General features: G+C 60.4%; 25 protein-coding genes and 1 pseudogene. 21 read left to right on the top strand and 5 right to left on the bottom strand.

All coding sequences use genetic code 11. The features are described from left to right. Window positions 1-34 precede the first annotated feature (34 nt). The 9 genes and pseudogenes from V5B59_RS18680 (at window position 35) to V5B59_RS18640 (ending at window position 6346) form a co-directional block, all read left to right on the top strand. Window positions 35-658: a sulfatase-like hydrolase/transferase gene (locus V5B59_RS18680; RefSeq protein WP_332352220.1), complete on the top strand. Its 624-nt coding sequence runs from the start codon at window positions 35-37 to the stop codon at window positions 656-658. Window positions 659-784: 126 nt separating this feature from the next. Next, a pseudogene (locus tag V5B59_RS18675) lies at window positions 785-907 on the top strand (SRPBCC family protein); the annotation flags it as partial. Between the two features lie 50 nt (window positions 908-957). Next, entirely contained in the window at window positions 958-1296 is a 339-nt protein-coding gene (locus V5B59_RS18670) for a hypothetical protein (protein ID WP_332352489.1), read from the top strand. A 75-nt stretch (window positions 1297-1371) separates the two neighbouring features. Beyond that, window positions 1372-3219 carry a glutamine--tRNA ligase/YqeY domain fusion protein gene (locus V5B59_RS18665; protein ID WP_288131984.1) on the top strand — a complete coding sequence of 616 codons (1848 nt, stop codon included), beginning with the start codon at window positions 1372-1374 and terminating at the stop codon, window positions 3217-3219. Window positions 3220-3445: 226 nt separating this feature from the next. Continuing rightward, entirely contained in the window at window positions 3446-3979 is a 534-nt protein-coding gene (locus V5B59_RS18660) for a septation protein A (RefSeq protein ID WP_034917966.1), read from the top strand. Further along, the gene (locus V5B59_RS18655; RefSeq protein WP_034917983.1) at window positions 3979-4281 is read left to right on the top strand and encodes a YciI family protein; all 303 of its coding nucleotides are present in this window, start codon (window positions 3979-3981) and stop codon (window positions 4279-4281) included. The genes V5B59_RS18660 and V5B59_RS18655 overlap by 1 nt, the downstream gene beginning before the upstream one ends. After that, window positions 4278-4592 carry a BolA family protein gene (locus V5B59_RS18650; RefSeq protein ID WP_288131986.1) on the top strand — a complete coding sequence of 105 codons (315 nt, stop codon included), beginning with the start codon at window positions 4278-4280 and terminating at the stop codon, window positions 4590-4592. The genes V5B59_RS18655 and V5B59_RS18650 overlap by 4 nt, the downstream gene beginning before the upstream one ends. A gap of 47 nt (window positions 4593-4639) precedes the next feature. Then, entirely contained in the window at window positions 4640-5434 is a 795-nt protein-coding gene (locus V5B59_RS18645; RefSeq protein WP_034917970.1) for a peptidylprolyl isomerase, read from the top strand. Window positions 5435-5737: 303 nt separating this feature from the next. Then, on the top strand, window positions 5738-6346 hold the full coding sequence (locus V5B59_RS18640; RefSeq protein ID WP_034917991.1) for a carbonic anhydrase family protein: 609 nt from the start codon (window positions 5738-5740) through the stop codon (window positions 6344-6346). Between the two features lie 96 nt (window positions 6347-6442). Here V5B59_RS18640 and V5B59_RS18635 read toward each other — a convergent pair whose 3' ends face one another. Then, window positions 6443-8218, bottom strand: a complete 1776-nt coding sequence (locus tag V5B59_RS18635) for a two-component system response regulator (protein ID WP_169069406.1) — start codon at window positions 8216-8218, stop codon at window positions 6443-6445. A 264-nt stretch (window positions 8219-8482) separates the two neighbouring features. Here V5B59_RS18635 and V5B59_RS18630 point away from each other — a divergent pair, with 264 nt between their 5' ends. The 6 genes from V5B59_RS18630 (at window position 8483) to V5B59_RS18605 (ending at window position 16463) form a co-directional block, all read left to right on the top strand. Continuing rightward, complete coding sequence (locus V5B59_RS18630; RefSeq protein ID WP_034917998.1) at window positions 8483-9409, top strand: ABC transporter ATP-binding protein; 927 nt, start codon at window positions 8483-8485, stop codon at window positions 9407-9409. Continuing rightward, a complete protein-coding gene (locus V5B59_RS18625) occupies window positions 9406-10167 on the top strand; it encodes an ABC transporter permease (protein ID WP_034917973.1) in 762 nt (253 codons plus the stop codon). Before V5B59_RS18630 ends, V5B59_RS18625 begins: the two co-directional genes overlap by 4 nt. A 70-nt stretch (window positions 10168-10237) precedes the next feature. Beyond that, complete coding sequence (locus V5B59_RS18620) at window positions 10238-11116, top strand: SHOCT domain-containing protein (protein WP_034917977.1); 879 nt, start codon at window positions 10238-10240, stop codon at window positions 11114-11116. A gap of 99 nt (window positions 11117-11215) precedes the next feature. Continuing rightward, on the top strand, window positions 11216-13456 hold the full coding sequence (locus tag V5B59_RS18615) for a GGDEF/EAL domain-containing response regulator (protein ID WP_169069405.1): 2241 nt from the start codon (window positions 11216-11218) through the stop codon (window positions 13454-13456). Further along, on the top strand, window positions 13453-14547 hold the full coding sequence (locus tag V5B59_RS18610) for an ABC transporter substrate-binding protein (protein ID WP_169069404.1): 1095 nt from the start codon (window positions 13453-13455) through the stop codon (window positions 14545-14547). Before V5B59_RS18615 ends, V5B59_RS18610 begins: the two co-directional genes overlap by 4 nt. Continuing rightward, window positions 14544-16463: a sensor histidine kinase gene (locus V5B59_RS18605; protein ID WP_034919275.1), complete on the top strand. Its 1920-nt coding sequence runs from the start codon at window positions 14544-14546 to the stop codon at window positions 16461-16463. The genes V5B59_RS18610 and V5B59_RS18605 overlap by 4 nt, the downstream gene beginning before the upstream one ends. Window positions 16464-16483: 20 nt before the next feature. Here V5B59_RS18605 and leuA read toward each other — a convergent pair whose 3' ends face one another. Further along, window positions 16484-18175: a 2-isopropylmalate synthase gene (leuA, locus tag V5B59_RS18600; RefSeq protein ID WP_288131100.1), complete on the bottom strand. Its 1692-nt coding sequence runs from the start codon at window positions 18173-18175 to the stop codon at window positions 16484-16486. A gap of 176 nt (window positions 18176-18351) precedes the next feature. Between leuA and V5B59_RS18595 the strand changes: the two genes are divergently transcribed. The 3 genes from V5B59_RS18595 to trhA all read left to right on the top strand — a co-directional run bounded on the left by V5B59_RS18595 (window position 18352) and on the right by trhA (window position 20662). Next, a complete protein-coding gene (locus tag V5B59_RS18595; protein ID WP_034913667.1) occupies window positions 18352-18822 on the top strand; it encodes an Lrp/AsnC family transcriptional regulator in 471 nt (156 codons plus the stop codon). A gap of 323 nt (window positions 18823-19145) precedes the next feature. After that, on the top strand, window positions 19146-19865 hold the full coding sequence (locus tag V5B59_RS18590; RefSeq protein ID WP_332352473.1) for a CCXG family PEP-CTERM protein: 720 nt from the start codon (window positions 19146-19148) through the stop codon (window positions 19863-19865). A gap of 179 nt (window positions 19866-20044) precedes the next feature. After that, complete coding sequence (trhA, locus tag V5B59_RS18585; RefSeq protein ID WP_034913670.1) at window positions 20045-20662, top strand: PAQR family membrane homeostasis protein TrhA; 618 nt, start codon at window positions 20045-20047, stop codon at window positions 20660-20662. Window positions 20663-20682: 20 nt separating this feature from the next. Here the strand turns inward: trhA and V5B59_RS18580 are convergent, their stop codons facing one another. Beyond that, complete coding sequence (locus V5B59_RS18580; protein ID WP_034913674.1) at window positions 20683-21168, bottom strand: hypothetical protein; 486 nt, start codon at window positions 21166-21168, stop codon at window positions 20683-20685. Between the two features lie 171 nt (window positions 21169-21339). Between V5B59_RS18580 and V5B59_RS18575 the strand changes: the two genes are divergently transcribed. The 3 genes from V5B59_RS18575 (at window position 21340) to V5B59_RS18565 (ending at window position 23857) form a co-directional block, all read left to right on the top strand. Beyond that, window positions 21340-21987, top strand: coding sequence for a TetR/AcrR family transcriptional regulator (locus V5B59_RS18575; protein WP_169069401.1), 648 nt, complete (start codon window positions 21340-21342; stop codon window positions 21985-21987). A 33-nt stretch (window positions 21988-22020) separates the two neighbouring features. Then, window positions 22021-23223 carry an NnrS family protein gene (locus V5B59_RS18570; RefSeq protein WP_034913699.1) on the top strand — a complete coding sequence of 401 codons (1203 nt, stop codon included), beginning with the start codon at window positions 22021-22023 and terminating at the stop codon, window positions 23221-23223. Window positions 23224-23332: 109 nt separating this feature from the next. Then, complete coding sequence (locus tag V5B59_RS18565; RefSeq protein WP_034913679.1) at window positions 23333-23857, top strand: glycine cleavage system protein R; 525 nt, start codon at window positions 23333-23335, stop codon at window positions 23855-23857. A 42-nt stretch (window positions 23858-23899) separates the two neighbouring features. Here V5B59_RS18565 and V5B59_RS18560 read toward each other — a convergent pair whose 3' ends face one another. Together V5B59_RS18560 and rraA are read right to left on the bottom strand one after the other, a co-directional pair. Next, window positions 23900-24406: an ankyrin repeat domain-containing protein gene (locus V5B59_RS18560; RefSeq protein WP_169069400.1), complete on the bottom strand. Its 507-nt coding sequence runs from the start codon at window positions 24404-24406 to the stop codon at window positions 23900-23902. A gap of 28 nt (window positions 24407-24434) precedes the next feature. Further along, window positions 24435-24929, bottom strand: a complete 495-nt coding sequence (rraA, locus tag V5B59_RS18555) for a ribonuclease E activity regulator RraA (RefSeq protein WP_034913682.1) — start codon at window positions 24927-24929, stop codon at window positions 24435-24437. Window positions 24930-24942: the final 13 nt, after the last annotated feature.

Below are 24942 nucleotides of genomic sequence, written 5' to 3'. Positions count from 1 at the left end.
CCGTTCATGACCTACATGTTCTTCGAGGGCACCCATGCCAACTACACCTTCCCGCCCGAGAGCGTCATCGCGCGCCCCTATCTCGAGGATTTCAACTATCTGTCGGCCGACTTCGCGCAGCAGATGGTGCCGATCAAGAACCGCTACATCAACGCTGCCCACCATGTCGACCAGCCAGATCGGGCGCGTCATCGCGCATCTGCGTGCAAGGAAACTGCTCGACGACACGATCGTCATCGTTCTTGGCGATCACGGCGAGGAATTCATGGAACGCAAGCGCTGGGGGCACGCTGCCGACTTCAATCGTTTTCAGACCAGCACACCGGCGGTGTTCTGGGTTCCGGGTCAGAAGGCACGCACCATCAGCGGCATCAGCAGCCATCTCGACATTCCGGCGACGCTGATGCCCTTGCTCGGGGTGCAGGAACCCGCCGGCGATTACTCGCTCGGGCAGGATCTGCTGGCGGCCGATTCCATCGCGATTACGCCGTTGCCGCAGGCTGGAACCGCATCGCCTACCTCGGCGAAAAGTTCAAGATCTCGTTCCCGGTCAATGCAGCCGGTGTCGTTCGCGACGAGGTGCTCGATGACGATGATCGCCCGGTCAGCGATCGCGAGCACGCCAAGAGCGAAATCCGACCGGCGATGGTCGAGATGATGAACAACCTGACACGCTTCAGTCGTCCGAAAGGGTAGGGGTAAAGCGCCGGCCTTACGGCGGCTGGTGATCGTACTGGCGAGAGCACGCCAGGATCCAGCCAGCGAAACAGCAAACGGGAGGGGCATGGCAACCCATCGTGAGAGCCGCGCCATTGCGCTGCCACCGGAGTGGCTGTTCGATATCGTTGCCGATGTCGAGCGGTATCCCGAGTTCCTGCCGCTGATGCGCGCAGCGAGGATTGTCAGGCGTTATCCGGAGGCTTACGAAACCGAGCAGACCTGGCCCTCGGGTTGTTGTTGCATCGCTTCCGCACGCGCACCGAACTCGACCGCCCGAGCAGCATCGCCATCGTTTCCGACGATCGCTCGTTCTGCCGCTTCGACGTTCGCTGGGCATTTGCACCGCTTGCGACGATCACTGCCACGTCGACTTCGCGCTCGACTGCGCGACCCGCTCGCTTGTTCCTCCGACCGGTCGTCGAAATGCTGATCCTGCCGATGGCCGCCAGCATGGTCACCGCTTTCGAGGCCAGGGCACATGCGCTGGCTGCGAAGGCCGGCTCGGCTCCCGCGGCGACGGCGGGGAATACCAGTCAGCAGGCGTCGGGTAGTGTCGATGGCCGGTCGATACCCTGAGCAAGGCATGAATTCTCGCGGATTTGTACCCCCGGCCGGTTAAAATGCGAGCCTTCTCGAATCAAGGATTGCATCGTGAGCCAGGAGCCAAAAAACCAGGCGGTGAGCCCAGCAGCACTCGCCAGCAGCAATTTCATCCGCAACCTCATCGAAGCCGATCTCGCTGCCGGTAAATACGCGGCGCGCCGATGGTCGGGCCGTCCCGGTCCCGCCGTTCAGCAGCTTGCCGGCCCGCTCGACACTGCGAAAATCCGCACGCGCTTTCCGCCAGAACCCAACGGCTATCTGCACTTCGGCCATGCCAAATCGATCTGCCTCAATTTCGGATTGGCACAGGATTTCGGTGGTCGTTGCCACCTTCGTTTCGACGATACCAATCCGGAAAAGGAAGAACAGGAATACGTCGATTCGATCATCGATTCGGTACGCTGGCTTGGCTATTCCTGGGAAGACCCGATCCGCGAAGGCCCGTCGGACGCGGAGTGCAACCTGTATTTCGCCTCCAACTACTTTGACTGGATGGTCGAGTTCGCCGAATACCTGATCAGTAGCGGCCATGCCTATGTCGAGAGCCAGAGCGCAGAAGAGATGCGCGACAGTCGCGGCACGCTCACGGTAGCGGGGACCAACTCGCCTTTTCGTGAACGCAGCGTCGAAGAGAACCTGGACCTCTTCAAGCGCATGCAGAATGGCGAGTTCCCGGACGGCGCACACATTCTGCGCGCGAAGATCGACATGGCGGCAGCGAACATCAACCTGCGCGATCCGGCGATCTATCGCATTCGCCACGCCAGCCATCACAACACCGGCAACCGCTGGTGCGTCTATCCCATGTACACCTACGCCCACCCCATCGAAGACGCGTTGGAGAACATCACCCATTCGATTTGTACGCTCGAATTTGCCGATCAGCGCCCGTTCTACGACTGGCTGCTCGAGCGCCTGGCGGAAGGCGGGCTGCTGCAGTGCCCGCTGCCGCAGCAGATCGAATTCTCGCGCCTCAACCTGACGTACATCGTACTCTCGAAGCGAAAACTGATTCAGCTCGTCGAGGAGCAGCATGTCGCCGGCTGGGACGATCCACGTCTGCCGACCCTCGTCGGCGCGCGCCGCCGCGGCTACCCGGCGGCAGGTTTTCGCCTGTTTGCCGAGCGCCTCGGCGCATCACGCTCCGATTCGCTGATCGAGTACTCACAACTCGAAGACACCATGCGCGAGGTGCTCAACGAGTCGGCCGAGCGCCGCATCGCCGTGCTCGATCCGCTCAAGCTGATCATCGACAACTATCCGGCCGGCCAGAGCGAGGACTGTTTTGCCCCCAAGCATCCGCTCAAACCCGAATTGGGCAGGCGCGCGATGCCCTTTGGCCGGGAACTGTGGATCGAGCGCGAAGACTTCATGGAACAGCCGAGCAAGGGCTATCATCGCCTTTACCCAGGCAACCTCGCGCGTCTGCGCTACGGCTACGTGCTCCGGTGCATCGGCTGCGACCGCGATGAAAACGGCGCAGTCAGCGCCGTGCACTGCGAATACCTGCCGGATTCGAAGAGCGGCACACCCGGCGCCGACCACTACAAGGTCAAGGGCAATCTGCACTGGGTTGCGGTCGCCGAGGCCTGTCCTGCCGAGGTGCGGCTCTACGATCGGCTATTCACCGTTCCCTCTCCAGGTGCCAGACGCGAAGGAGATCCCGAAGACTTCGAGCGCGACTTCCGCGATGATCTCAATCCGAACAGCATTCGGGTCATTCGCGCCTGGCTCGAACCCGCGCTGCAGTACGCCAGGCCGGAAGAGAGTTTTCAGTTCGAACGCCATGGTTATTTCGTAGTCGATCGAGTCGACTCCAGGGAAGGCGCGCTGGTCTTCAACCGAACGCTGACGCTCAAGGACTCATGGTCCAGCAAACCCGCTCAGCGAAGCTAACGGTCATTGCCGTTGCCGCCACCCCCGATCATGAAAGCCATGACCGTTCTTGCAGGGCACATTCCGGCTGGCATGCCGGCATCGCTCGATGGGCACGGAGGATGCTCCGTGAATTCCCCATCCCGCCCCCCGACCCCTCCTGCGCAAGCAGGAAGGGGAGATATTAGTGATGGACAGCAGTCTGTCAAATCGGCAATAATGGCCTGATCTGTCTACCTCGTCCGCCATGAAGTTCCTTTTCGACTTACTTCCTGTCATCCTTTTCTTTGTCGCCTACAAGGTTTTCGACATCTATGTCGCAACCGGTGTGGCCATGGCTGCGAGCTTTGCGCAGATCGGCTGGCTATGGTTCAAGGGACGCAAGATTGACACCATGCTCTGGGTGAGCCTGGTGGTGATCACAGTTTTTGGTGGCATGACCTTGCTCCTGCAGGACGAAACCTTCATCAAATGGAAGCCGACGGTGCTCTACTGGGCTTTCGCAGCGGCGCTGCTCGGAGGCACGCTTTTCTTCAGGAAGAACCTGATGCGGACGCTGCTTGCCGAGCAGATGGATTTGCCGGAAGCCGCCTGGACCAGGCTCAACTGGTCATGGGTCGGTTTCTTCATTTTCATGGGGATCGCCAACCTTTTCGTGGCTTTCAACTTTTCGACCGACGACTGGGTCAACTTCAAACTGTTCGGTGCCACCGGGCTGATGCTGGTTTTTGTGGTCGCTCAGGGGCTACTGCTGTCGAAGTACATCGAGGAGACTAAATGATGTTCTACGCCATCGTTGGCGAAGATCGTCCGGACTCACTGGCCGAACGTCTCGCCGCCCGGCCAGCGCATGTCGAGCGTCTCAAGGCGCTGCAGGACGAAGGTCGCTTGCTGCTGGCCGGTCCCTTCCCTGCCATCGATTCCCCCGACCCGGGACCGTCTGGCTTCTCGGGTAGCCTGATCGTCGCCGAGTTCGCCTCGCTCGAAGCAGCCAGAAACTGGGCTGACGCCGACCCTTATGTCGTCAGCGGGGTGTACAGCGCCGTGACCGTCAAGCCATTCAAGAAAGTGTTGCCGGCGTGACTGACGTGCAAGTCGTCGATGTTCCTGGCGTGGTCACGATCATTCGCCAACGACTCGCAGCGCTGCTGCCGAATCGCCTGCAGGTGATCGATGATTCGGCGCGGCACGCCGGGCATGCCGGTGCCAAGGGCGGGGGGGGGCACTACCGCCTGCTGATCGTCTCGGACGCTTTCGCAGGCCTCGGCCGACTGGCGCGTCATCGCTTGGTGCATGCGGCGCTTGGCGATCTGATGCACACCCGGATTCACGCCCTGAGCATACAGGCTCTGACCCCTGCGGAGTATTCGGCGACGGCGTCGATCGCTTCCTGAGTCAACTCGCTTTACTTCAACCAAACCCAACCGAAGGAACATCAGACATGCACAAGCTCTCCCAACTCGCCGGCGCATTGCTGCTCGGTGCGCTCATTTCGCTCCCGGCGGCAGCCCAGAAGGCCGCGAGCGGCGCCGTTGTCACCGTCAATGGTGTCGCCATTCCGCAGACCGTCGCCAATGCCTTCGTCGCCGAACAGAGAGCCCAGGGCGCCCCAGATACCCCAGAGCTGAAGAACGCGGTCCGTGAAGAGTTGATCCGTCGCGAGTTGCTGGTCCAGGAAGCGAAGAAGCTGAACCTCGACAAGCAATCCGATGTGTCGGCGCAAGCCGATCTGGCACGGCAGGCGATCTACATCCGTGCCTTCGTTCAGGATTTCGTCAAGAAGCACCCGATCAGCGACCAGGATCTCAAGGCCGCGTACGACAAGATGAAGACCCAGATGGGCAACACCGAGTACAAGGTTCGTCACATCCTGGTTGAGCAGGAAGACGAGGCCAAAACGATCATCGCCAACCTGAAGAAGGGTGCCAAGTTTGACGAGTTGGCCAAGCAGTCCAAGGATCCCGGCTCCAAGGACAAAGGCGGCGACCTCGGCTGGAACAGCACGGCCAGTTATGTAAAACCGTTTGGCGATGCGGTCGGCAGCCTGGGCAAGGGCAAGTACACCGAAACCCCGGTCAAGACCGATTTCGGTTATCACGTGATCCTGCTCGAAGACAGTCGTCCGCTGACCGCCCCCCCGTTCGACCAGATCAAGCCGCAACTGACGCAGCGCCTGCAACAGGAACAGATCCAGAAATACGTTAACGACCTGCGTTCCAAGGCGAAGATCCAGTAGCGCTTCTCTCGCAGAAGGGCGCCGGAAATCCGGCGCTTCGCCAGCTTTCCCGAGAAGGACCGAAGAACCAGGCCAGCCCGCTATTGCACGCGATCCTTTGCGGTTTGCCACGATGGCATGGCCGGTTCGCTATGCTTGTTGGCCGGAGCACTTGATCACAGGTCGATTTGAGGAGGACGCCTCGCCATGATTTTGAAACCATATGTTTCGGCGCTTTTCGCCATTGCCCTGTCTGGCGCAGCCATTGCCTCTGACGATCATGGTGGCCCGGTAGAAGCCAGGCCTTTCAAGCCCGGCATCACGATGACCAGGGCGGTCCAGGCGGGCATTACGCCGGATGGCGCGATCACTATCCTCAAGGCGGGTAACCAGCGCTTCCTGGCAAACAAGCCCTTGCTCCACAACCTCAGGCGGCGCGTGACGCAGACTGCGCTTGGTCAGTTTCCCTTTGCCAGCGTTCTTGCCTGTATCGATTCGCGAGCCGCACCCGAGGTAGTGTTTGATCAAAGCGTCGGCGACATCTTCACCGCTCGAGTCGCCGGGAATATCGTTAACGAGGACATTCTTGGTAGCCTCGAATACACCGCCAAAGTAGCCGGCTCACGCTTGATCGTGGTGCTGGGTCATTCCAATTGCGGAGCCATCAAGGGGGCCTGCGATGGGGTCAGGATGGGCAACTTGACGTCATTACTGGACAAAATCTCGCCGGCGGTCGCGGCGGTCCGGACAGAAGGCGAGCGCAGTTCGAAAAACCACCAGTTCGTCGACGATGTCAGCGAAATGAATGTGCAACTGGTCATCCAGACCATCCGCGAAAAAAGTCCTGTGCTCAAGGACTTGGAGGACAACGGCAAAATCAGGATCGTCGGGGCGTTGTACGATACTGCCAACGGAAAAGTGACCTGGTATTGATGGAGAGCACTCGCCAGAAAGCTCCTGGAGTCAGGTCTGGATGACCGGGAAGCTGACCAGGCAGTGCTCCTGGGAGCAGGGCAACGATGAATGGCGTCAGGCTGTGCCGGCGTTCTCATCATGAAACCGAATCACATTGCGCCCCGCTGCTTTGGCTTGATACATCCCCGTATCAGCCCTCTTGAGGATGTCGTCCCGGCTGACTTCATGATCGAGAAACAGCGTCACGCCGATGCTCGCCGTGCAATGATGTTCGATTGTCGTGTCTGTCCTGCCTTCGAGCCTGATGGTCAGCAGGTAGGGTTCCGATAAGCGGATACGAATTTTGTCTGCGACGACCGCGGCCTGCGCACTCGATTCAATTCTATCCGTATGCAGATCGCCCAGCATCACGACAAACTCATCGCCGCCGAAACGCGCCACGGTGTCTGCCTCGCGAACACAGGTTTTCAGGCGATTCGCCGCTTCGATCAGCAGTAAATCGCCCACTTCATGGCCGTGCCGGTCATTCACCGGCTTGAAGTTGTCGAGATCGATGAACATCAGCGCGCCATAACAAGCACTGCGCTTGCTGGCTGCCATGGTCTGCTGCAGGCGGTCGTTGAGCAGCAGGCGGTTGGGCAGTTGGGTGAGTGCGTCATAGAAAGCCAGATGGTGGATTTTTTCTTCGGCGGCCTTGCGCTCGGTGATGTCATGGGAAACGACGACCACGCGTTTGATGCGGCCTTCATTGTCCCTGATGACCCCACCGCGAGATTCGATCAGGCGGATGCCGCCGCCGGCCGTCACAAAGCGGTATTCGAGATGGTGCCCGATACCCGTGGCGACGGTCTCGCGAAACGCGCGGACGACTCGTTCGCGGTCGGCCGGATGGATGTCTTCGAATGAAGATGTGCCGCAAAGATTCCGGTCACCGAGCAGACGTGCGTAGGACGGACTGTTGTATACCCGCCGCCCTTCGATGTCGAGAACCGCGACGAAGCCTTGGAGGTTTTCGGCGATCAAGCGGAAGAATGCTTCCTGCTCGCGCAAGGCGTTTTCCGCACGCTTGCGCGGGGTAATGTCTTCGTGGGCCACTACGGCGCCTGCGCAGGGCGCAAGCATCGGATAGACGCGCATGCGAAACCAGCGTGCTTGATCAGGAGAGTCACAGGAATATTCGAGACTGAATTGCGCTTGTGTCTTGCTCAGTACCGCCGCTATACCGGCCCAGGCCTGCAAGGCTTCCTCTTGACCCGTCTGTCCGGCGGCAGCCATGCAGACGCTTCGATAGCTGAGGCCCACGGAGTTTGCCGCCAGAGCAGGCGCACCGTTATTTTCGGCAAAGCACTGCCACGCCCTATTGACCGAAACGATGACGCCCTGAGTATCGAGAACGGCGAGATTCTCCGTCAGCGAATCGAGAATGGTGCGGGTGAATGCCTCACTTTCCAGCAATGCCTGTTCCCGCATGGCAAGTTGCTTGCGGTAGGTTTCGGCTGCCCTGCGTAACTGTTCCCGGTGCAGCAGATTACGGATTCGCCGACGGGTAATCTCTGCAGTGATCGGCAGGGCGACTACCACGTCGGCGCTACTCGGAGCCTGGTCGCTAGCTGCTGTCCTGGCCTCGTTCAGCGCCGTCACAAAAATCACCGGAATGTCCTGGAGTCTGGGGTCGGCTTTGATCCGCCGACAGGTCTCGTAACCATCCATCTCAGACATCATGACATCGATCAGGATCAGATCGGGGGGGCATTCGATTGCCATCGCCAGCCCCTGTGCGCCGGAGCTTGCGAACTGCAACACAAATTCCGGAGCCAGGGTGGCCTTCAGCGTCAGCAGATTGGCCGGCCGGTTATCTATGGCCAAAACGCGTGGCTTCGGGTTGCTCATGATTTCTTGTCCTCCCCACGTGCGCTACAGGGACATGCCGCCAGTGCGACAAGGATGCAAAGCCGAATGCCTGTTTCTGTGCCGGCAGTCACATCGCAGTTGTCAACACAAAGATTTAACTTGCTAAATTATAATGTCCAGGGAAGGTTGTCGCAGGGTGATCGACGTTCCATGCATGGTGACACGGCCAGGGCAGGGACTTTTGCACCAAATATGATCTTACCTCTGTTCAATCCATTGACGGGATCTGCTATGGTCGCGCTCATGCCGACCATCATCGCCATCGACGGACTCTGCAAGACCTACGCCACCGGCTTCCAGGCGCTCAAAGAGATCAGTCTGGATATTCGCCGTGGCGAAATCTTCGCCTTGCTGGGTCCCAACGGCGCAGGAAAAACCACCCTGATCAGCATCATCTGCGGGATCGTCACTGCCAGCGCAGGGACGGTGCGGGTGGACGGGCACGACATTGTCACCGACTACCGGGCAGCGCGCGCAAAGATCGGTCTGGTGCCACAGGAACTGACCACCGATGCCTTCGAATCGGTATGGGCGACGGTGTCGTTCAGCCGTGGCCTCTTCGGCAAGCGTGCGAATCCAGCCTACATCGAAAAGATACTCCGCGATCTTTCCCTGTGGGACAAGAAGGACAACAAGATCATCACCCTCTCGGGAGGCATGAAGCGTCGCCTGTTGATCGCCAAGGCGCTGTCGCACGAGCCACAGATTCTGTTTCTCGACGAGCCGACCGCCGGGGTCGATGTCAACCTGCGGCGTGACATGTGGCAACTGGTGCGCTCGCTCAAAGCCACCGGGGTGACCATCATCCTGACCACCCATTACATCGACGAGGCCGAAGAGATGGCTGAACGGATCGGGGTGATCAGCAAGGGCGAGATCATTCTGGTGGAAGACAAGGTTGAACTGATGCGCAAGCTGGGCAGGAAGCAGATGACTCTGCAACTGCAGAATCCACTCGCTTGCATCCCGCCCGGACTTGATGCCTACCCGTTGGAACTGTCGAGCGATGGCAGCGAACTGACCTATACCTACGACACACAAGGCGAGCGAACCGGCATCATTGCGCTGCTCAGGGATCTCAATGACGCAGCCATCGTCTTCAAGGATCTGCACACTACCCAGAGTTCACTCGAAGACATCTTCGTCAGTCTGGTGAAGGAGGCAAAATGAACCTGCAGGCCATGCGTGCGATTTACCTCTTCGAGATGGCGCGTACCCGACGTACGCTGCTGCAGAGCATCGTTTCGCCGGTGATTTCGACCTCCCTGTATTTCGTCGTCTTCGGCGCGGCGATTGGTTCGCGCATTCCCGAGATCGACGGCATCAGCTATGGTGCCTTCATCGTGCCGGGGCTGATCATGTTGTCGCTATTGACGCAGAGCGTTTCCAACGCTTCATTCGGCATCTATTTTCCAAAATTCACGGGAACGATCTACGAGTTGCTGTCGGCGCCGGTTTCCTATCTCGAGATCGCAGCCAGTTATGTCGGTGCAGCCGCCAGCAAGTCGATCGTTCTCGGCCTGGTCATCCTCGCGACAGCCGGTCTCTTCGTGCCGATCCAGGTCGCACATCCCTTCTGGATGCTCCTTTTCCTGGTGCTCACGGCAGTGACCTTCAGTCTTTTCGGTTTCATCATCGGCATCTGGGCCGATAATTTCGAGAAGCTGCAGCTGGTGCCGCTGCTGATCATCACCCCCTTGACCTTCCTGGGCGGTAGCTTCTATTCGATCCATATTCTTCCGCCCATCTGGCAGACGATCACCTTGTTCAACCCTGTGGTTTATCTGGTGAGTGGCTTTCGCTGGAGTTTCTACGACCTTGCCGACGTGAGCGTCGGCATCAGTCTCGTCATGACGCTGCTGTTCCTGGCGATATTTCTGGCGATCGTGGCCTGGATCTTCAAGACCGGCTACCGGCTCAAGACCTAGCGGGAAACCTGCCTGTACCACGACTGCTTTCGATGTATTGACAAAAGTTATATTTCCAGGAACTGACACGATGCGAACACTCTCCCCCTCCGGCCAGCAGGCGATCAACGAACTGGCCCAGCGGCACGGTTTCAGTCAGGCCGCCGTCCTGAACATGCTGGAGGCCGTGATCAACGGTCGCGGCAGCATGGCGCAATTCAACCACGCTGAATTCGGTGGTTCTGGCCAGTGGATGCGGGGCGGCATGACCATGCTCTCCGAGATGTTCAACTATGCGCTGAAGGGCCGGGTCGAAGGCCTCTGCCATGACCTCGCCAGCCTCGTCGCCAGCCAGCCCGACCTGCTCCAGGGGGGAAGTTTCCAGTCGCAAAGCCAGGATGGCGGCTATGGTCAACAGCAAAATCAATGCACTGGCCAGTCACCGGGCAGTTTCAGTGATGGCCAGCCATACGGCTCCGGATCCGCAAGCCCGGTCAGCCTGTTCGTGCCGCCTGCTCCCGGCCAGGGCAGCGACTGGTGGGGTGCGGACCTGCGCTGGCCGACCAGTACCGGCGCGCAGAACGGTGTACGCTACGCCTACTTCGCGCAGGCCCGGCGCCTGGCGATTGAAGTCGGTGGCCGGGTAAGCCTCTACGACACGCTCGATCATCAGATCGGTGGTTTCTCGCAACAGCAGGGTGTTGGCGGCTCGCTGACTTTTTCCAGCCAGTATGGACTGGTGGAAGTGGCTCGTCTGCCGCTCCTGACCGTGGACGGTGTGCCTCCCCAGCAAGCGCCCCTCTGCGCCGGGTTGCCAACGGTGCCGTCCGAACCCTGCGCTGTGCCCGTACCTGTTGGCGAGAGCGACGTCTTCGCCCTGATCGAGCGGCTCGCCGGCCTGCACGCCAAGGGAATCCTCAGCGCCGAGGAGTTCGCTGCCAAGAAGACGGAGCTCTTGAGCCGGATCTGAGATTTGGTGACAATAATCAGGTTACGCCGCGTTCCTCGGACCTGTTGAGCGTACCTGGCCGTCGGTCACCATACCCTTTGCGACAGAGAGAAGAGAGCAATGGACGATTTGAATGACGAGCTGGTCTTCATCGAGGAAGATGGGCCTGGGCGTGATAGCGAGGAGGCAGCATGTCCGTGGCGAATCCTGGTGGTGGACGACGATCCTGGCGTGCATGAAGCGACGCGCTTCGCTCTCGCCAACGTCATCATCCTCGATCGCCCACTCGCCCTGTTTCATGCCAGTTCGGGAGCCGAGGCCGTGGCCCTGCTGCGGGTGACGGAAAAAATTGCGGTGGTTCTCCTCGACGTGGTCATGGAAAGCGACGATGCCGGCCTGCGCATGGTCCATACCATTCGCAACGAGTTAAAACTGGCCAACTGTCGCATCATTCTGCGCACCGGCCAGCCGGGCCAGGCGCCGGAAGCCGAGACGATCACCCGCTACGACATCAACGACTACAAGACCAAGAGCGAACTGACCCAGAACCGGCTGTTCATCACCCTCACCACGGCGATTCGTTCCTACGACCAATTGCTGCGCCTGGATGCCACCCGCCTGGGTCTGGAAAAGATCGTCGCCGCCAGTAACCAGTTCATCGCTGAGCAGGGATTGCAAAGCTTTGCCGACGGCGTCATTACCCAGATTGCCGGCTTGCTCGGCGTCGATCCGGAAGGTCTGGTCTGCTGCGCTGCGGCCCAGGATAGTCCACTGCTCAATGGTCACCCCGAGTTCCGCATCATCGCTGCCGCCGGCCAGTTTCGCAGTCTCATCCAGCGGCGCCTGAGCGAGATCGACGACCCGCGCATCGTCGGCCAACTGACCACGGCGCTGAAGGAGCGCCGCAGCCTCATCGAAGCCCGCAACCTCACGCTCTATTTCGCCAAGACCCCTGCAGAGGGTTTCGCTGCCTTCATCGATTCGGCCAAGCCCATCAGCGACGTCGATCAGGAACTGCTCAAGGTATTCTGCACGAATATCGCGCTCTGCGCGAAGAACATCGAACTGGTGACGAAACTGCGCCGTGATGCCTTCTTCGACCGGCAGTTGGGCTTGCCAAACCGCACTGCGCTGGTGTGCGAACTCGACCAGCGCATGATGAAGGAACAGGAAAGCGGCTGCGCTCTGGCCATCGTCGACATCGACCAGTTCGCTTCGGCCAACGATTTGCTCGGCCACGACTATGGTGATGCCCTGCTCAAGGCGACCGCCCAGCGCCTGGGTGAGCACCTGCCGGCGAACGTCTTCATCGCCCGCCTCGCCGGCGATGCCTTCGCGGTCATGGGTCCAAAAATCGCAGTAAACGGGGAAACCATCCAGGCCTGTTTTCAGACTCCCTTCGTGATCGAGGGGGTGCATCAGCCAGTTTCCGCCTGTGTCGGCATCACGCTGTTGGAGAGCGGTCGCCGTTCCGGGATCGAGTATATCCGAGACAGCTATCTGGCCCTGAAACAGGCGAAAGCCGCCGGCCTGGGGCAGACGCTGCTCTTTTCCCAAGACCTCGGCAGCGCAGTCCGGGAACGTGCGCACCTGCTGCGCGACCTTCGCCTGGCTTTCGAGCAGAAGCAATTGTTTCTCTCCTATCAGCCTCAGATCGAACTGAGCTCTGGCCGCATCATCGGCGTCGAAGCACTGATGCGCTGGCGCCGCGAGGATGGCGTTCTGGTATCGCCAGAATGTTTCATTCCCATCGCCGAGCAATCCGGTCTGATCGTCGATATGGGCCGCTGGTTGCTGCAGGCTGCCCTCCAGGCCCTGCAGCGCTTTCGCGCTACTGGCTGCGCGGACCTGAGGATGGCGGTGAACATCTCGCCGGTACAGCTCCGCCAACCGGGTTTCGTCGATTCGGTCAGCGATGCCCTGCGTCTGACCCGGAGCAGACCCGCCGATCTGGAACTGGAAATCACCGAATCGGTCGCAGTCGGCAGCCTGGATCCGGTCATTGCCCTGCTCAAACGCCTGCGTGCCATGGGTGTCACGGTGGCCATCGACGACTTCGGTACCGGCTACTCGTCCCTGGCCTACCTCGACAAGCTGCCGGCCGATCGCCTCAAGATCGACCGCAGCTTCGTCCGTGCCCTGGAACGGGACGACAATGGCACGCGTATCGCCCGCACGATCATCGTTCTTGGCCGGGAACTGGGTTTGCGGGTCATCGCCGAGGGCGTCGAAAACCAGAATCTGGAGGAACTGCTCCAGGCTCTGGGTTGCAACGAGACGCAGGGCTACCACTATGGCCACCCCATGCAGGAAAGCGAATTCATTGCCTGGCATGCCCGCTACAAAGGAGACCAGAATTGAAGGCATGGCTGCGGCTGATCGTCCTGAGCCTTGCTGTCCTGCTGCTGTCCGCGTGCGCAGAAGAAGAGCCATTGCGCATTGGCGTCCTGGTCGAACTGACGGGTCGCACCGCCGACCTCGGAGAGGCGGCACGTAACGGGGTGACCCTGGCCGTCGATGAATTCCGCGCCGCCTCGGGCCAGCGTATCGAACTCCTGGTTCGCGACACCGGGCCTGATCCGGAATCCGCCCGCCAGGCGGCCGAGGGTCTGCTCCATCTGGGCGTCGACGCCGTCATCGGCCCGACCACCAGCGGTATGACCGACGTCATCCTGCCTATTTTCGAGAAGGCCCGGGTGCTGCTGGTTTCGCCCAGTGCCTCGGCGGTCAAGTTTCACGGCCGAGACGACATGCTTTTTCGCATCAACTGGACGACGCGCGACAATGGCCGCCATTACGCCACGCACTATTTCCAGAAAGGCATCCGGCGTATCAGCATTGCTGTCAACGAGAATAATCGCTCGTTTTCCGAGAGCTGGCTGATGGAGTTCCAGACCGCTTACGAAGCCCTCGGGGGAGTGGTCCTGGTCGCGTCCTACTTCGACTCGGGGTCGGCCAATCACTCCGGAGTGATTGCGAGCATGCTCCAGCCCAGGCCCGACGGCTTGTTGTTCATCGGGAACGCGGTCGACGCTGCGCGCCTGGCGCAGCAAGCCCGCAAAGTCGATGCGAAGATTGTTCTCATCAGCGTCGAATGGGCGGCCACAGAACAACTGATCGAACTTGGCGGCAAGGCGGTGGAAGGCATGATGATCGTCCAGAACTACAACCAGGATGATCCCTCCCCGCGCTATCAGCGTTTTCGCGAGGCGTACCGCCAACGCTTCGGCAAGGAACCGGTCTTCGGCAGTGTGCTCGCCCACGATGCGGCGACCGTGACCCTGACTGCACTGGCCAGGCGTACGAAGGGCATGAGCGCCAAGGCCGCCCTGTTCAAGTTCGGACCCTACGAAGGGCTGCAGCAGTCGATTCGCTTCGATGCCAATGGTGATGCCGATCGAGCCGCCTACTTCATGGTCATTGGTGACGGCCGGTTCCTGCGCGAGCCATGAGTGGACGTCAGTGGCGCTTGCGTACCTCTCTGATCGGGCTGTTGACGATCATATCGTCTGTCACCTTCGTGGTCGTCGGCGCCGTCTTCGTTCTCGTTCGCATTCCCCAGATCAGCGATGAAACACGCACCGACCTGCGCCTCGAAGCGGCCGATCTGGCGCAGCGCAGCGAGGTGATTCTCGGCGCTCTGCAGGCGCAGCTGGAACTGATCGCTGCCGTCATCCCGGCATCCGCAGGCGGCGACGTGCAATCCGTCCTTGAGCGTGCGGTCAGCGAACACGGCGCGTTCACTGCGATTTACGAGATTGATCACAGTGGGGCGGTCTTGCGTGCTGCCGTGAACATCGCCCTCGGCGCGGGCCGCCGCCAGGAGCTGATCGGCAGCGACCTGTCCCGGGACCCAATTTTTCGCCGGGTCAAGGAACGTCAGGAAGCGATCTGGAGCGACAAGTACCTGTCGCCAGTGTCCAGCGCTCTTGCCATTGCGGTCGGCGTTGCTGCGGGCAACGGCATCATCATCGGCGAAATGTCTCTCGACTATATTCTGAAGACCCTGCGTACCGCGTCCGGGCGGCGGAACCTGATGGTCTGGGTGGTCGACCGCCATGGGGAAATTCTCGCCGACAGCGAAGACCCGACGCGCGTCGGGGTTGTCAATCTGGGGAGCGAGCCGCTCCTCCGGCAGGCCGGCGCAGAAGCCGTGAGCAGTGGCCGGATGCGCTTCGAGGGCCGCGATTTCGAAGCCGCCATCGCCCGTTCCGATCTTCTCAATTGGTATGTTGTGACCAGAACCCCTGGCGGGCTCGCCAACCCGCGCGTTGCTTCAACTCTCGAACTGGCCATTACGGCCCTCGCTGGCTCGATGCTCGTCGGCCTCCTGCTTGCGCCCCTCTGGGCCATCGGCATGGCCCGTCCGATCAGCGCCATTACCGAGCGAACCCGGCGTGTGGCCGATGGCCAACCCGCCGGTAGCTGGCCCCGCGGCCGCACCATCGAGCTGAATGAACTGTCGGCCGACCTCGAGCGGATGGCCGGTATCCTCCAGGAGCGCCAGCAGGAACTGGAGGCGCGTGTTCAGCAACGTACCGAGCAGTTGCATGCGGCCAACGCCGAACTGTCCACCACGCTTGAGCACCTGCAGCTCACCCAGAATGAACTGGTTCGTTCCGAGAAACTGGCGGCCCTTGGCGCCCTGGTCGCCGGCATTGCCCACGAACTGAACACGCCTCTGGGCAATGGCGTCATGGCCGTGTCCACCCTGCGCAACGCGCTCGCTGCTTTCCGACAGGAGGGTGTGCAGGGCTTGAAACGATCCAGTCTCGACCGATTGCTCGAGGCCATGGATACGGGAACCGACATCGCTTCGCGCAATCTGATTCGGGCGGCTGAACTGGTCACCAGTTTCAAGCAGGTTGCAGCCGACCAGACCAGTTCCCAGCGGCGGGAATTCGCCCTGGACGAGGTATGCAAGGAAATCATCGTCACTCTGCAGCCGCTCCTCAAGCGCAACGGCGTCGCTGTCAGCGTTGATGTGCCCCTCGGCCTGCTCCTCGACAGCTACCCAGGCTCCCTCGGCCAGGTACTCACCAACCTGATCAGCAATGCCGTGATCCATGCCTTTGGCGGTCAAAGCGACGCCTGCCTTCGCATCGTCGCCGTGGCCGAGACTGGGGAGCGCGTGAGCATCCGGGTCAGCGACAATGGCTGCGGTATTCCCCCTGGCCTGCTGCAGCGTATATTCGACCCTTTCGTCAGCACTCGCATGGGCAGCGGCGGCACGGGTCTTGGCCTGCACATCACCCACAACCTGGTCGTGCAAGCACTCGGGGGCAGCATCCAGGTCGACAGCGTAGCCGATGTCGGTACCACCTTTACCATCAGCCTGCCACTCGTCGCACCGGGGGCTGCCGCTTGAGTCCTCCCGCCCCGAACCATTCATGCCACCCGTGTTTCGCTGCCGACGCAAGCGCTGGCTGTCAGTCGATTGACGCCATTCACCAGGGCCCGGATCGAAGCGGTAACGATGTTCACATCGATGCCCACGCCGTAACATTCGCCAGCGTTGCCAACGCGCGTCAGTTCCAAGAACGCACAGGCGCTGGCATCGCTGCCGCTGCTGCTCATCGAGCGTTCTTCATAGCTGCGCACCTGCACCACCAGACCTGCGCCGCGCAGTGCCTGTACCGCTGCGTCGATGGGACCATTGCCTTCGCCGGCCAGCAAGTGCGCCCGGCCGTCGATCTCGACGCTGAGGCGGATGCCCTGGGTGCCACCATGCTCGAAAAGGTGGTGTTCGACATAGCGCACGGGATGCTCGCTGCCGAGATAGCTTCCGGAGAACAATTGCCAGATGTCGGCTGCGCTCATTTCCCCCCCATGGCTATCGGTATGCGCCTGCACCACCCGCGAAAACTCGACCTGCAAGCGACGCGGCAGCACGATGCCGTATTCTGCTTCGAGCAGGTAGGCGATGCCTCCCTTTCCGGACTGGCTATTGACCCGGATCACTGAATCGTAGCTGCGGCCGACGTCCGCCGGGTCGATCGGCAGATAGGGAATGCTCCACGCGGCATCGGGCTGTTGCAAGGCAAACCCTTTCCGGATCGCATCCTGGTGCGATCCGGAAAAAGCCGTGAACACCAGGTCGCCGACGTAGGGGTGGCGTGGATGGATTGGCAGGCGGTTGCAGTGCTCGACGGTACGTGCGACGGCGTTGATGTCCGAGAAATCGAGAGCCGGCGACACGCCTTGCGTGTACAGGTTGAGCGCCAGGGTGACGAGGTCGACGTTGCCGGTACGTTCGCCGTTGCCGAAGAGGCAGCCCTCGACGCGCTCGGCGCCGGCCATCATCGCCAATTCGGCCGCAGCCACCGCCGTGCCGCGGTCGTTGTGCGGATGTACGCTGACGATGACGCTGTCACGACGCGCGAGGTGGCGGTGCATCCACTCGATCTGATCGGCGTAGACGTTCGGCGTCGTCACCTCGACTGTCGTCGGCAGATTGAGGATCACCTTGTCCTCCGGAGTCGCTCCCCAGGTGGCGGTCACCGCGTCGCAGACCTCGAGGGCAAATTCGAGCTCGGTGGCGGTGAAGGTTTCTGGGCTGTATTCGAGTACCCATTCGGTCTCCGGCTGTGCATTGGTGAGTTCCCTGACCAGGCGTACGGCGGCGACCGCCATATCCACGACGTCGGCCTTGCTCATCGCAAAGACATTCTCGCGGAACGGCTTCGAAGTGGCGTTATAGACATGCACGATTGCCCGTCTCGCCCCCTTCAGCGATTCGATGCTGCGGCGGATCAGATGCTCGCGAGCCTGTGTGAGCACCTCGATGCTCACGTCGTCAGGGATATGGCCGCCTTCGATCAACTCACGGACGAAGTCGAAATCGGTCTGTGAGGCGGAAGGGAAGGCCACCTCGATTTCCTTGAAGCCGATCTTGCAGAGAGTGCGGAACAGGCGCATCTTACGTTCCGCATTCATCGGTTCGAAAAGTGCCTGGTTGCCGTCACGCAGATCGGTACTCATCCAGATCGGTGCAGCGCTGATGCTCCGACTGGGCCATTGCCGATCGGTGAGCTGGACTGCCGGGAAAGGGTTGTACTTGAGGGAAGGGTTGTTCAACATGATCGCGGTCTCCTGAGTGGTGATTGCCGGGTTTCTGACAAGACAGATGCTACCCACGATTGCCCGGCAGGTGCTTGCGTTGTTGTTCGCGGATGACCGTACAAATGGCAGATTATTGCGTAATATATAAAAATATACGCAGATTCAGCCGATAATCAAAACCAGCAGGAAATATCATGGACCTTGATCGCTTTGACCGACAGATTCTGCAGGTGCTGCAGCAGGAGGGACGCATCAGCAATCAGGAACTCGCCGACCGTATCGGCCTGTCGCCATCGCCCTGCTTGCGCCGCGTCCGCGCCCTCGAAGAAGCTGGCCTCATCACTGGCTACCGCGCGCTGCTCGATGCCAGGGCACTTGGGTTGTCACTGATGGCGCTGGTCCACATTTCGATGGACCAACACACACCCGAGCGTTTCAGTCACCTCGAAGCAGCAATCCGCGACATTCCCGAGGTCATGGAATGTCTGCTGATTACCGGTCAGGCCGCCGATTACCAACTCAAGGTGGTGGTCAAGGACATGGATGCCTACCAGGATCTGTTGCTCAATCGCATTACCGGCATACCGGGAGTGACCGGTGTGCATTCGAGCTTTGTGTTGCGCAGGGTGGTGGACAAGACCGCCTTGCCGGTTGCTGGCAAATAACCGCGCCAGGCATGAGGACGTCTTGTCCTGAACGGAGTCAGCTGTTCGTGTTGAGTCGCAATGTTTGGCAGAGCACGAACAGAGCGGGCAACAGCAAGCTGCCGGGCGCGGGGATCTCGGTGGCCCCGGTTTTCCGTAGAGTGAGCGGGTCGGAACGATCTTGCGGTGGATGTGAAGAATCGCACGGGGACCAGTTCGCTTCAGTGTTCCAATCTCTCCGTGCTCAGAAATATCTGACTGTTTCTTGAATGAATGCAGCACACGCTGCACCGAGGAAACCTATTGCAAACATGCCCACTCGCAAGGATCGATAATTGAAAAACGTGATTGAACGAAACAACGGAAAACTCTTGACCAGCATCGTCGTATCGACGCTGGCAGCATTTGTCGGCAATGCCGATGCCAGCATGATCAGCGTTGCCACCGGCCATTCGACGGCAGGGGTGCAAGCCAGCGCGGAAGCTTACAAGAATGTGGTTGAGGCTGCGGTGGCTGGTGCGACAGCAGGCTATGGCACTGCTTCTCCGGCGGTGTTCAACGATATTTCGAACCATGGTCTGTTCGGCGCCAATTCAATCTACGATATTGCCTTCGATTTCACGATCCGCTTTGGCGTGACGCCAGCGCAGGCTGGTGCATGGGAGTTTCGTGCGGGAACCGATTTTGGCCTTGGAGGAGCGGTCTTCATCGACGGCGTTGCTCTCGGCTTCAAGACCAACGATATGTGGTGGGCCGGATCTTATGGAAACCCCAGCCAGTACTTCGATTACAGTTCCTTGCTTGCAGCCGGCAACCATGTTCTGCAGATTTACGGGCTGGAACATTGCTGCGACGGTGGCCAACAGGCGCAGTTCCGAGCACCGGGGGCAACATTCTTCACGACCTTCAGTTCGACTGATGGCCTGGCGGCAATCCCCGAACCTGCAACCTTCAGGACCTTCGGTTCGAGAGATGGCCTGGCGGCAATCCCCGAACCTGCAACTTTTGCCCTGTTCGGCATCGGGCTTCTCGGCTTGGGCGCAGCACGCAGGCGCAAGCAGTAGTTACCCGGCGTGACAGACAGCCCCGCTCTATGGCGGGGCTTGTCGTTTCAGGACCTGCAGGATGAACCGTTGATTGACTGCGGACGGCCGGCTCCGGGACAATGGGAGGTGCTGCTTTTCAATTGACTGTCCACGGCGCTGCGGGTGGGCAGGCAGTCCACTGGGGCAAGGCTGCTCACATGTACTACGGAGAAAAATTCAACGCCTGGACGCATCTGGTCGGGGCCATCCTTGCGGTCGCTGGTACGGCCGTGCTGCTGATCCTGGCGGCGCAGAGCGGCGATGCGTGGAAAATTGTCAGCGTCTCGATTTACAGCGCGACACTGGTGCTGCTCTACAGCTTTTCGGCGCTCTACCACAGTGTCCGCGGGCGTGCCAAGGACATCCTGCGCAAGCTGGACCACCAAAGTATCTATTTGCTGATTGCCGGCAGTTACACCCCGTTCTGCCTGGTAACCCTGCGCGGTCCCTGGGGCTGGTCCCTGCTGGCTGTCGTCTGGGGGCTGGCGCTGGTCGGTGGCGTACAGGAACTTCGCCCGCGCAGCGAAGCACGCATCCTGTCACTGGTGATCTACATTGTGATGGGCTGGGCGGTGGTGGTGGCGCTGGTGCCGCTACTGCAGGCGCTGGGGATGGCCGGCTTCGCCTGGGTTGCAGCAGGTGGCGTGTTCTACACCAGCGGGATCGTTTTCTATGCGCTCGACACCCGCCTCAGGCATGCGCATGGTGTCTGGCATCTGTTCGTGATGGCCGGCAGCACCGCCCATTACTTTGCGATCCTGTATTACGTGCTTTGATTGGCGTGGCTCAGTCGTCCTCAGTGCAGCATCTTCCACCCTGGATGGTTGAAATATTGCCCATAACGGTTGACTGCCTGCACCGCCTGCACGGCGCCGGTCGCTGGTTTACTTGCCGACTTACCCTGCATCGCCTCGGCGCCCGCGACGAGTTCGGCCACGATCAGATGAAGGTTGGCGTCCGCTGCGGGTTCGAGCTTGCACTCGGCGACGATGGTGGCGACCTGTGCATCGACCGCCGCGCCAAGCGCCTGGTAGTCGACGGATGTCAGCGTACCTTTATGGATGCCTTCCAGTTTCGCGGCCAGAGCCTTGCGGATTTCGCTCATGCCTTTGCGCAGTGGCTCGTCGCTTGCCCATTTCTTGCCGTGGTTGAGGGTGAGCTGGCTGGGCTCTGCGGCGGCGTGCTGGTGCGGATCGGCAGCGAGTGCATTGGCGCCGATGCCGGTGCCAAGCGTGAGGGTAGCGAACAGAGCGGTGGCGATCAGGGCGTGACGAGTTTTCATGGGGATCTCCTCAGTGTTGAAGCACAATGATGTCCGAATCGTCTGCGTGCTCGATTACGAGCGCTTAAATGCATGGCTTAATTCTCCTTTGAATTGTCCGGCTTGCCAAATGCCCGCCTTGGTGTTAAGATAGTAAGTAATTATTTACTTGAATGCAAGCCCCTCGATATCATGTACACACCAGCCAATCTCGAAACGATGCCACGCCATCGCCTGAGTACCGACCAACGGCAGCGGGAAATCGTCGCCAGCGTTCTCGCGCTGGCTCGCGAACGTGGCCCGGATGCGATTACGACCCAGGCGATCGCCGACCGGATGGGCGTCACCCAGGGGGCGATCTTCAGGCACTTTCCCGACAAGCAGGCGATCTGGCTGGCGGTATTTGTCTGGGTGCGCGAATCCCTCGGCGCAGCGTTGGCGGCGGCGATTGACGAGACGGCTTCGCCGCTCGCAAGAATCGAGCAGGCATTTCTCGCACATGTGGCTTTTATCGCCAACAATCCCGGTGTGCCGCGCGTCCTGTTCCACGAGCTGCAGTACCCTGGCGATTCACCGGTGCGCATCGAAGTACGTGCAATGATTGAGGCGTATCGCCAGCGGCTCAGCCAGCTATTCCGGCAAGCGAAGACAGCCGGCGAACTGCCGGCTGACCTGGACAGCACGCTGGCACCGGTACTGTTCATCGGCGCGGTACAAGGCCTCGTCATTCAGACAGCGCTTGCCGCCGACGAGGCAGGGATGGTGGAACGTGCGCGACGGCTGTTTCCGCTACTGCTCGACGGCTATCGTGGGCCGGCGAAATCGTTAACCGGCGCGTGAACCTGCGCTAATTTATCCTGGATGGACATCAGCATGTCAAAACTTCTTTCAGTCGCGGAGCCCAGCCCGCAAAGAGAAGCGCCGGCCGCTAAATTTGCGCTCTGGGCTCTGGGTTTTCGGCCGTTCTATCTGCTCGCCAGCATTTTCGCCGCACTGTCGATTCCGCTCTGGGTCGCCCAATACGCGGGATATTTACCGGTCACCTTCATGCGCAGCTCAAGCTGGCATGGCCATGAGATGCTGTTCGGGTACACCCTGGCGGTGGTCGCTGGTTTCCTCTTCACGGCCGGCCGTAACTGGACCGGACAAGCAACGCCGACGGGTGGCGTGCTGTTTGCCTTTGCCTTGCTCTGGATCGCCGGGCGGATCCTGGTGCTGACGCCCTACGCTACTGCGGCAGCCCTGGTGAACGCCGCGTTCCCGGTAGCAGTCGCAATCGGGCTCGCCATTCCGCTGGTGAAGAGCCGTAACCAGCGCAACTACTTCTTCGTCGCGCTGCTGATATTTCTCGGGGCGGCCGTTCTGGCCATGCATCTTTCCTGGCTAGGAATGCTGGCCGCCTGGCCCGAACGGGCGAGTTTACAGGCTGGTCTCGATGTCATCCTGTTCATCATCGCGGTGATGGGCGGGCGAGTCATTCCCATGTTCACCAACAACGGTATCCCGGGTACGCAAGCCACTCGCCATCCGCTCGTTGAAAAGTTCGCACTTGGCAGCGTTCTGGCCCTGTTGGGTGCCGATATTCTGCTGGCGCCGGCGACGGTGATCGCAAGCATTGCGCTGGTCGCCGCCTTGGCGCACGCGGCCCGGCTCTATCTCTGGCAGCCTTGGCGAACCTATGCAACGCCGCTGGTGTGGGTGCTGCATGCGGCTTACGGCTGGATTGTCGTGTACCTCGTGCTGCGTGCACTGGCAGCGCTCGGTCTGCTTGCCGAGCCGCTCGCGATGCACGCGCTGACGATTGGAGCCATTGGTGGCATGACGATCGGCATGATGGTACGCACCGCGCGCGGCCACACCGGCCGTCCGCTCCTTGCCGATCGCTTCGAGCTTGCGTTTTTCGTCCTCGTCCAGTGCGCTGCAATCATTCGGGTCTTTGGCGGCATGATCGTTCCCGATGCCTACCTGAGCACAGTCCTCGGCTCGGGGATTTGCTGGTCGCTTGCCTTCGCCTTGTATGCAATTCGCTATTGGCCGGTGTTGTCGCGGGCGCGGATCGACGGCAAACCTGGCTAGGCCCACTATCTTGAACCTTGGCACTGCGCGTGGCCGGAACGACAAATCCAGTGCCAAGCAGCCTGACGGCAGAGGGTAAAATGGCGGCTCATTTTGCCAGGAGTCCACCATGAATGTTTCCCTTGTTCTGACCGTGATCGGAGATGACCGTCCAGGTCTTGTCGAACAGCTTGCTACCGTCATCAGTCAGCACCAGGGCAACTGGCTGGAATCGTCGATGTCGAACCTCTCCGGCAAGTTCGCGGGCATTGTCTGCGTCAGCGTTGCCGAAGCGCAGCTCGCAGACCTTTCCAAAGCGCTTGCTGCTTTGCCCGGTCTGCGTATCACTTTCGAGGTCTCCCGCCTGCCCGCAGCTCAGGCCGGTGATCGACGGTTGAAGCTTTCGCTGGTCGGCCATGACCGCATAGGCATCGTGCGTGAGGTCTCGCAGGTGCTTGCCCGGCATGCGCTCAATGTCGAGGATCTCAGCACCTATACGGCGAGTGCGCCGATGTCGGCCGGGATGCTCTTCCACGCCAGCGTCGAGCTGACCGCTTCGTCAACTCTCGATGTGAGCGACCTGACCCGAGAGCTGGAGAGCCTGTCGAATGACCTGATGGTCGATATCACCCTCGACGAAACCGCTCGGACTTGAGATTTCGCGAATCCTACGGCGACGCCAAGCAGGCGTGGTGGATCACTGCTTCTTTTCCATTTCTCGTGCCGCCCGAATCATGTCGGCATCGAGGACGGCCGTATCGGTTCCGTAGCAGCTGATCATTTCGATTTCCTCGAAGACCGGCGGCTCCTGATTGTGCCCTCCGGCGGCAGTTTTCGCACCGAAGTGCTGGCCTCGCCAGCGCGCGATCAGCATCTCCTGCTCGGTCAGTCCGGTCTTCATGCCCTGCGGAACCTCCGCACCCAACTCGATCAGGGTCTTGATGACTTCGCTGCGGTTGCCGCGAACGGCCATCGACAAGGGCGAGGTCGGTTGTGCGTTATCCGGGGTATTGACTTTCGCGCCACGGCCAACCAGCTCGCGGACGATGTCGGCGTATCCCATGAAGCACGCGACACCGAGCGGCAAGCCGGGGTCACCCCGACCGTCAATCAACTCCACCGGTGCGCCGGCATCCAGTACCGCCCGGACCTCTTGAAGACGCCCTGAGCGGATTGCTTTGAGCAAGTCAATACCAGTGTTCACACCTTATCTCCGATCCTGTGGCCTGGTTTCAGCGTAAAGGCTGCTCACTGACGACTACCCCATCGCTGTCAACATAGATCCACTCACCCGGCCTGAAAGTGACGCCGCCGAAACTGACGGCCAGATCGCGGTCGCCGACGCCTTTCTTGATGCTTTTCAGTGGATGCGTATTGAGCGCGCGCACGCCGAGGTCGATGCGGGCAATGTCTTCCGAATCGCGGATGCAGCCGTAGACCACGATCCCTTCCCAGGCATTCTTGTGAGCCAGGATCGCCAACTGGTCACCAAGCAGTGCGCAACGCATCGAGCCACCGCCGTCAATCAGCAGGACCTTGCCCCGCCCATCTTCAGCGAGAACTTCACGCACCAGCGTGTTGTCCTCAAACAGTTTCAGCGTGACAAGCTGGCCACAGAAGGAGGATCTGCCACCGTAATGCTGGAACATCGGTGTGACGATACGGACGCTGCCATCCTGAATCCTGGCCTCGTTGTTGTCGAGCAGGTCGGGGGTCTTGAAACGCATGCGGCTAGCCTTG

Source organism: Candidatus Accumulibacter contiguus (assembly GCF_036625285.1).
In the GTDB taxonomy this organism is placed as follows: Bacteria; Pseudomonadota; Gammaproteobacteria; order Burkholderiales; family Rhodocyclaceae; genus Accumulibacter; species Accumulibacter contiguus.
The sequence above is the reverse complement of the archived record's forward strand: the minus strand, read 5'-3'. Positions and strand labels throughout refer to the sequence as shown.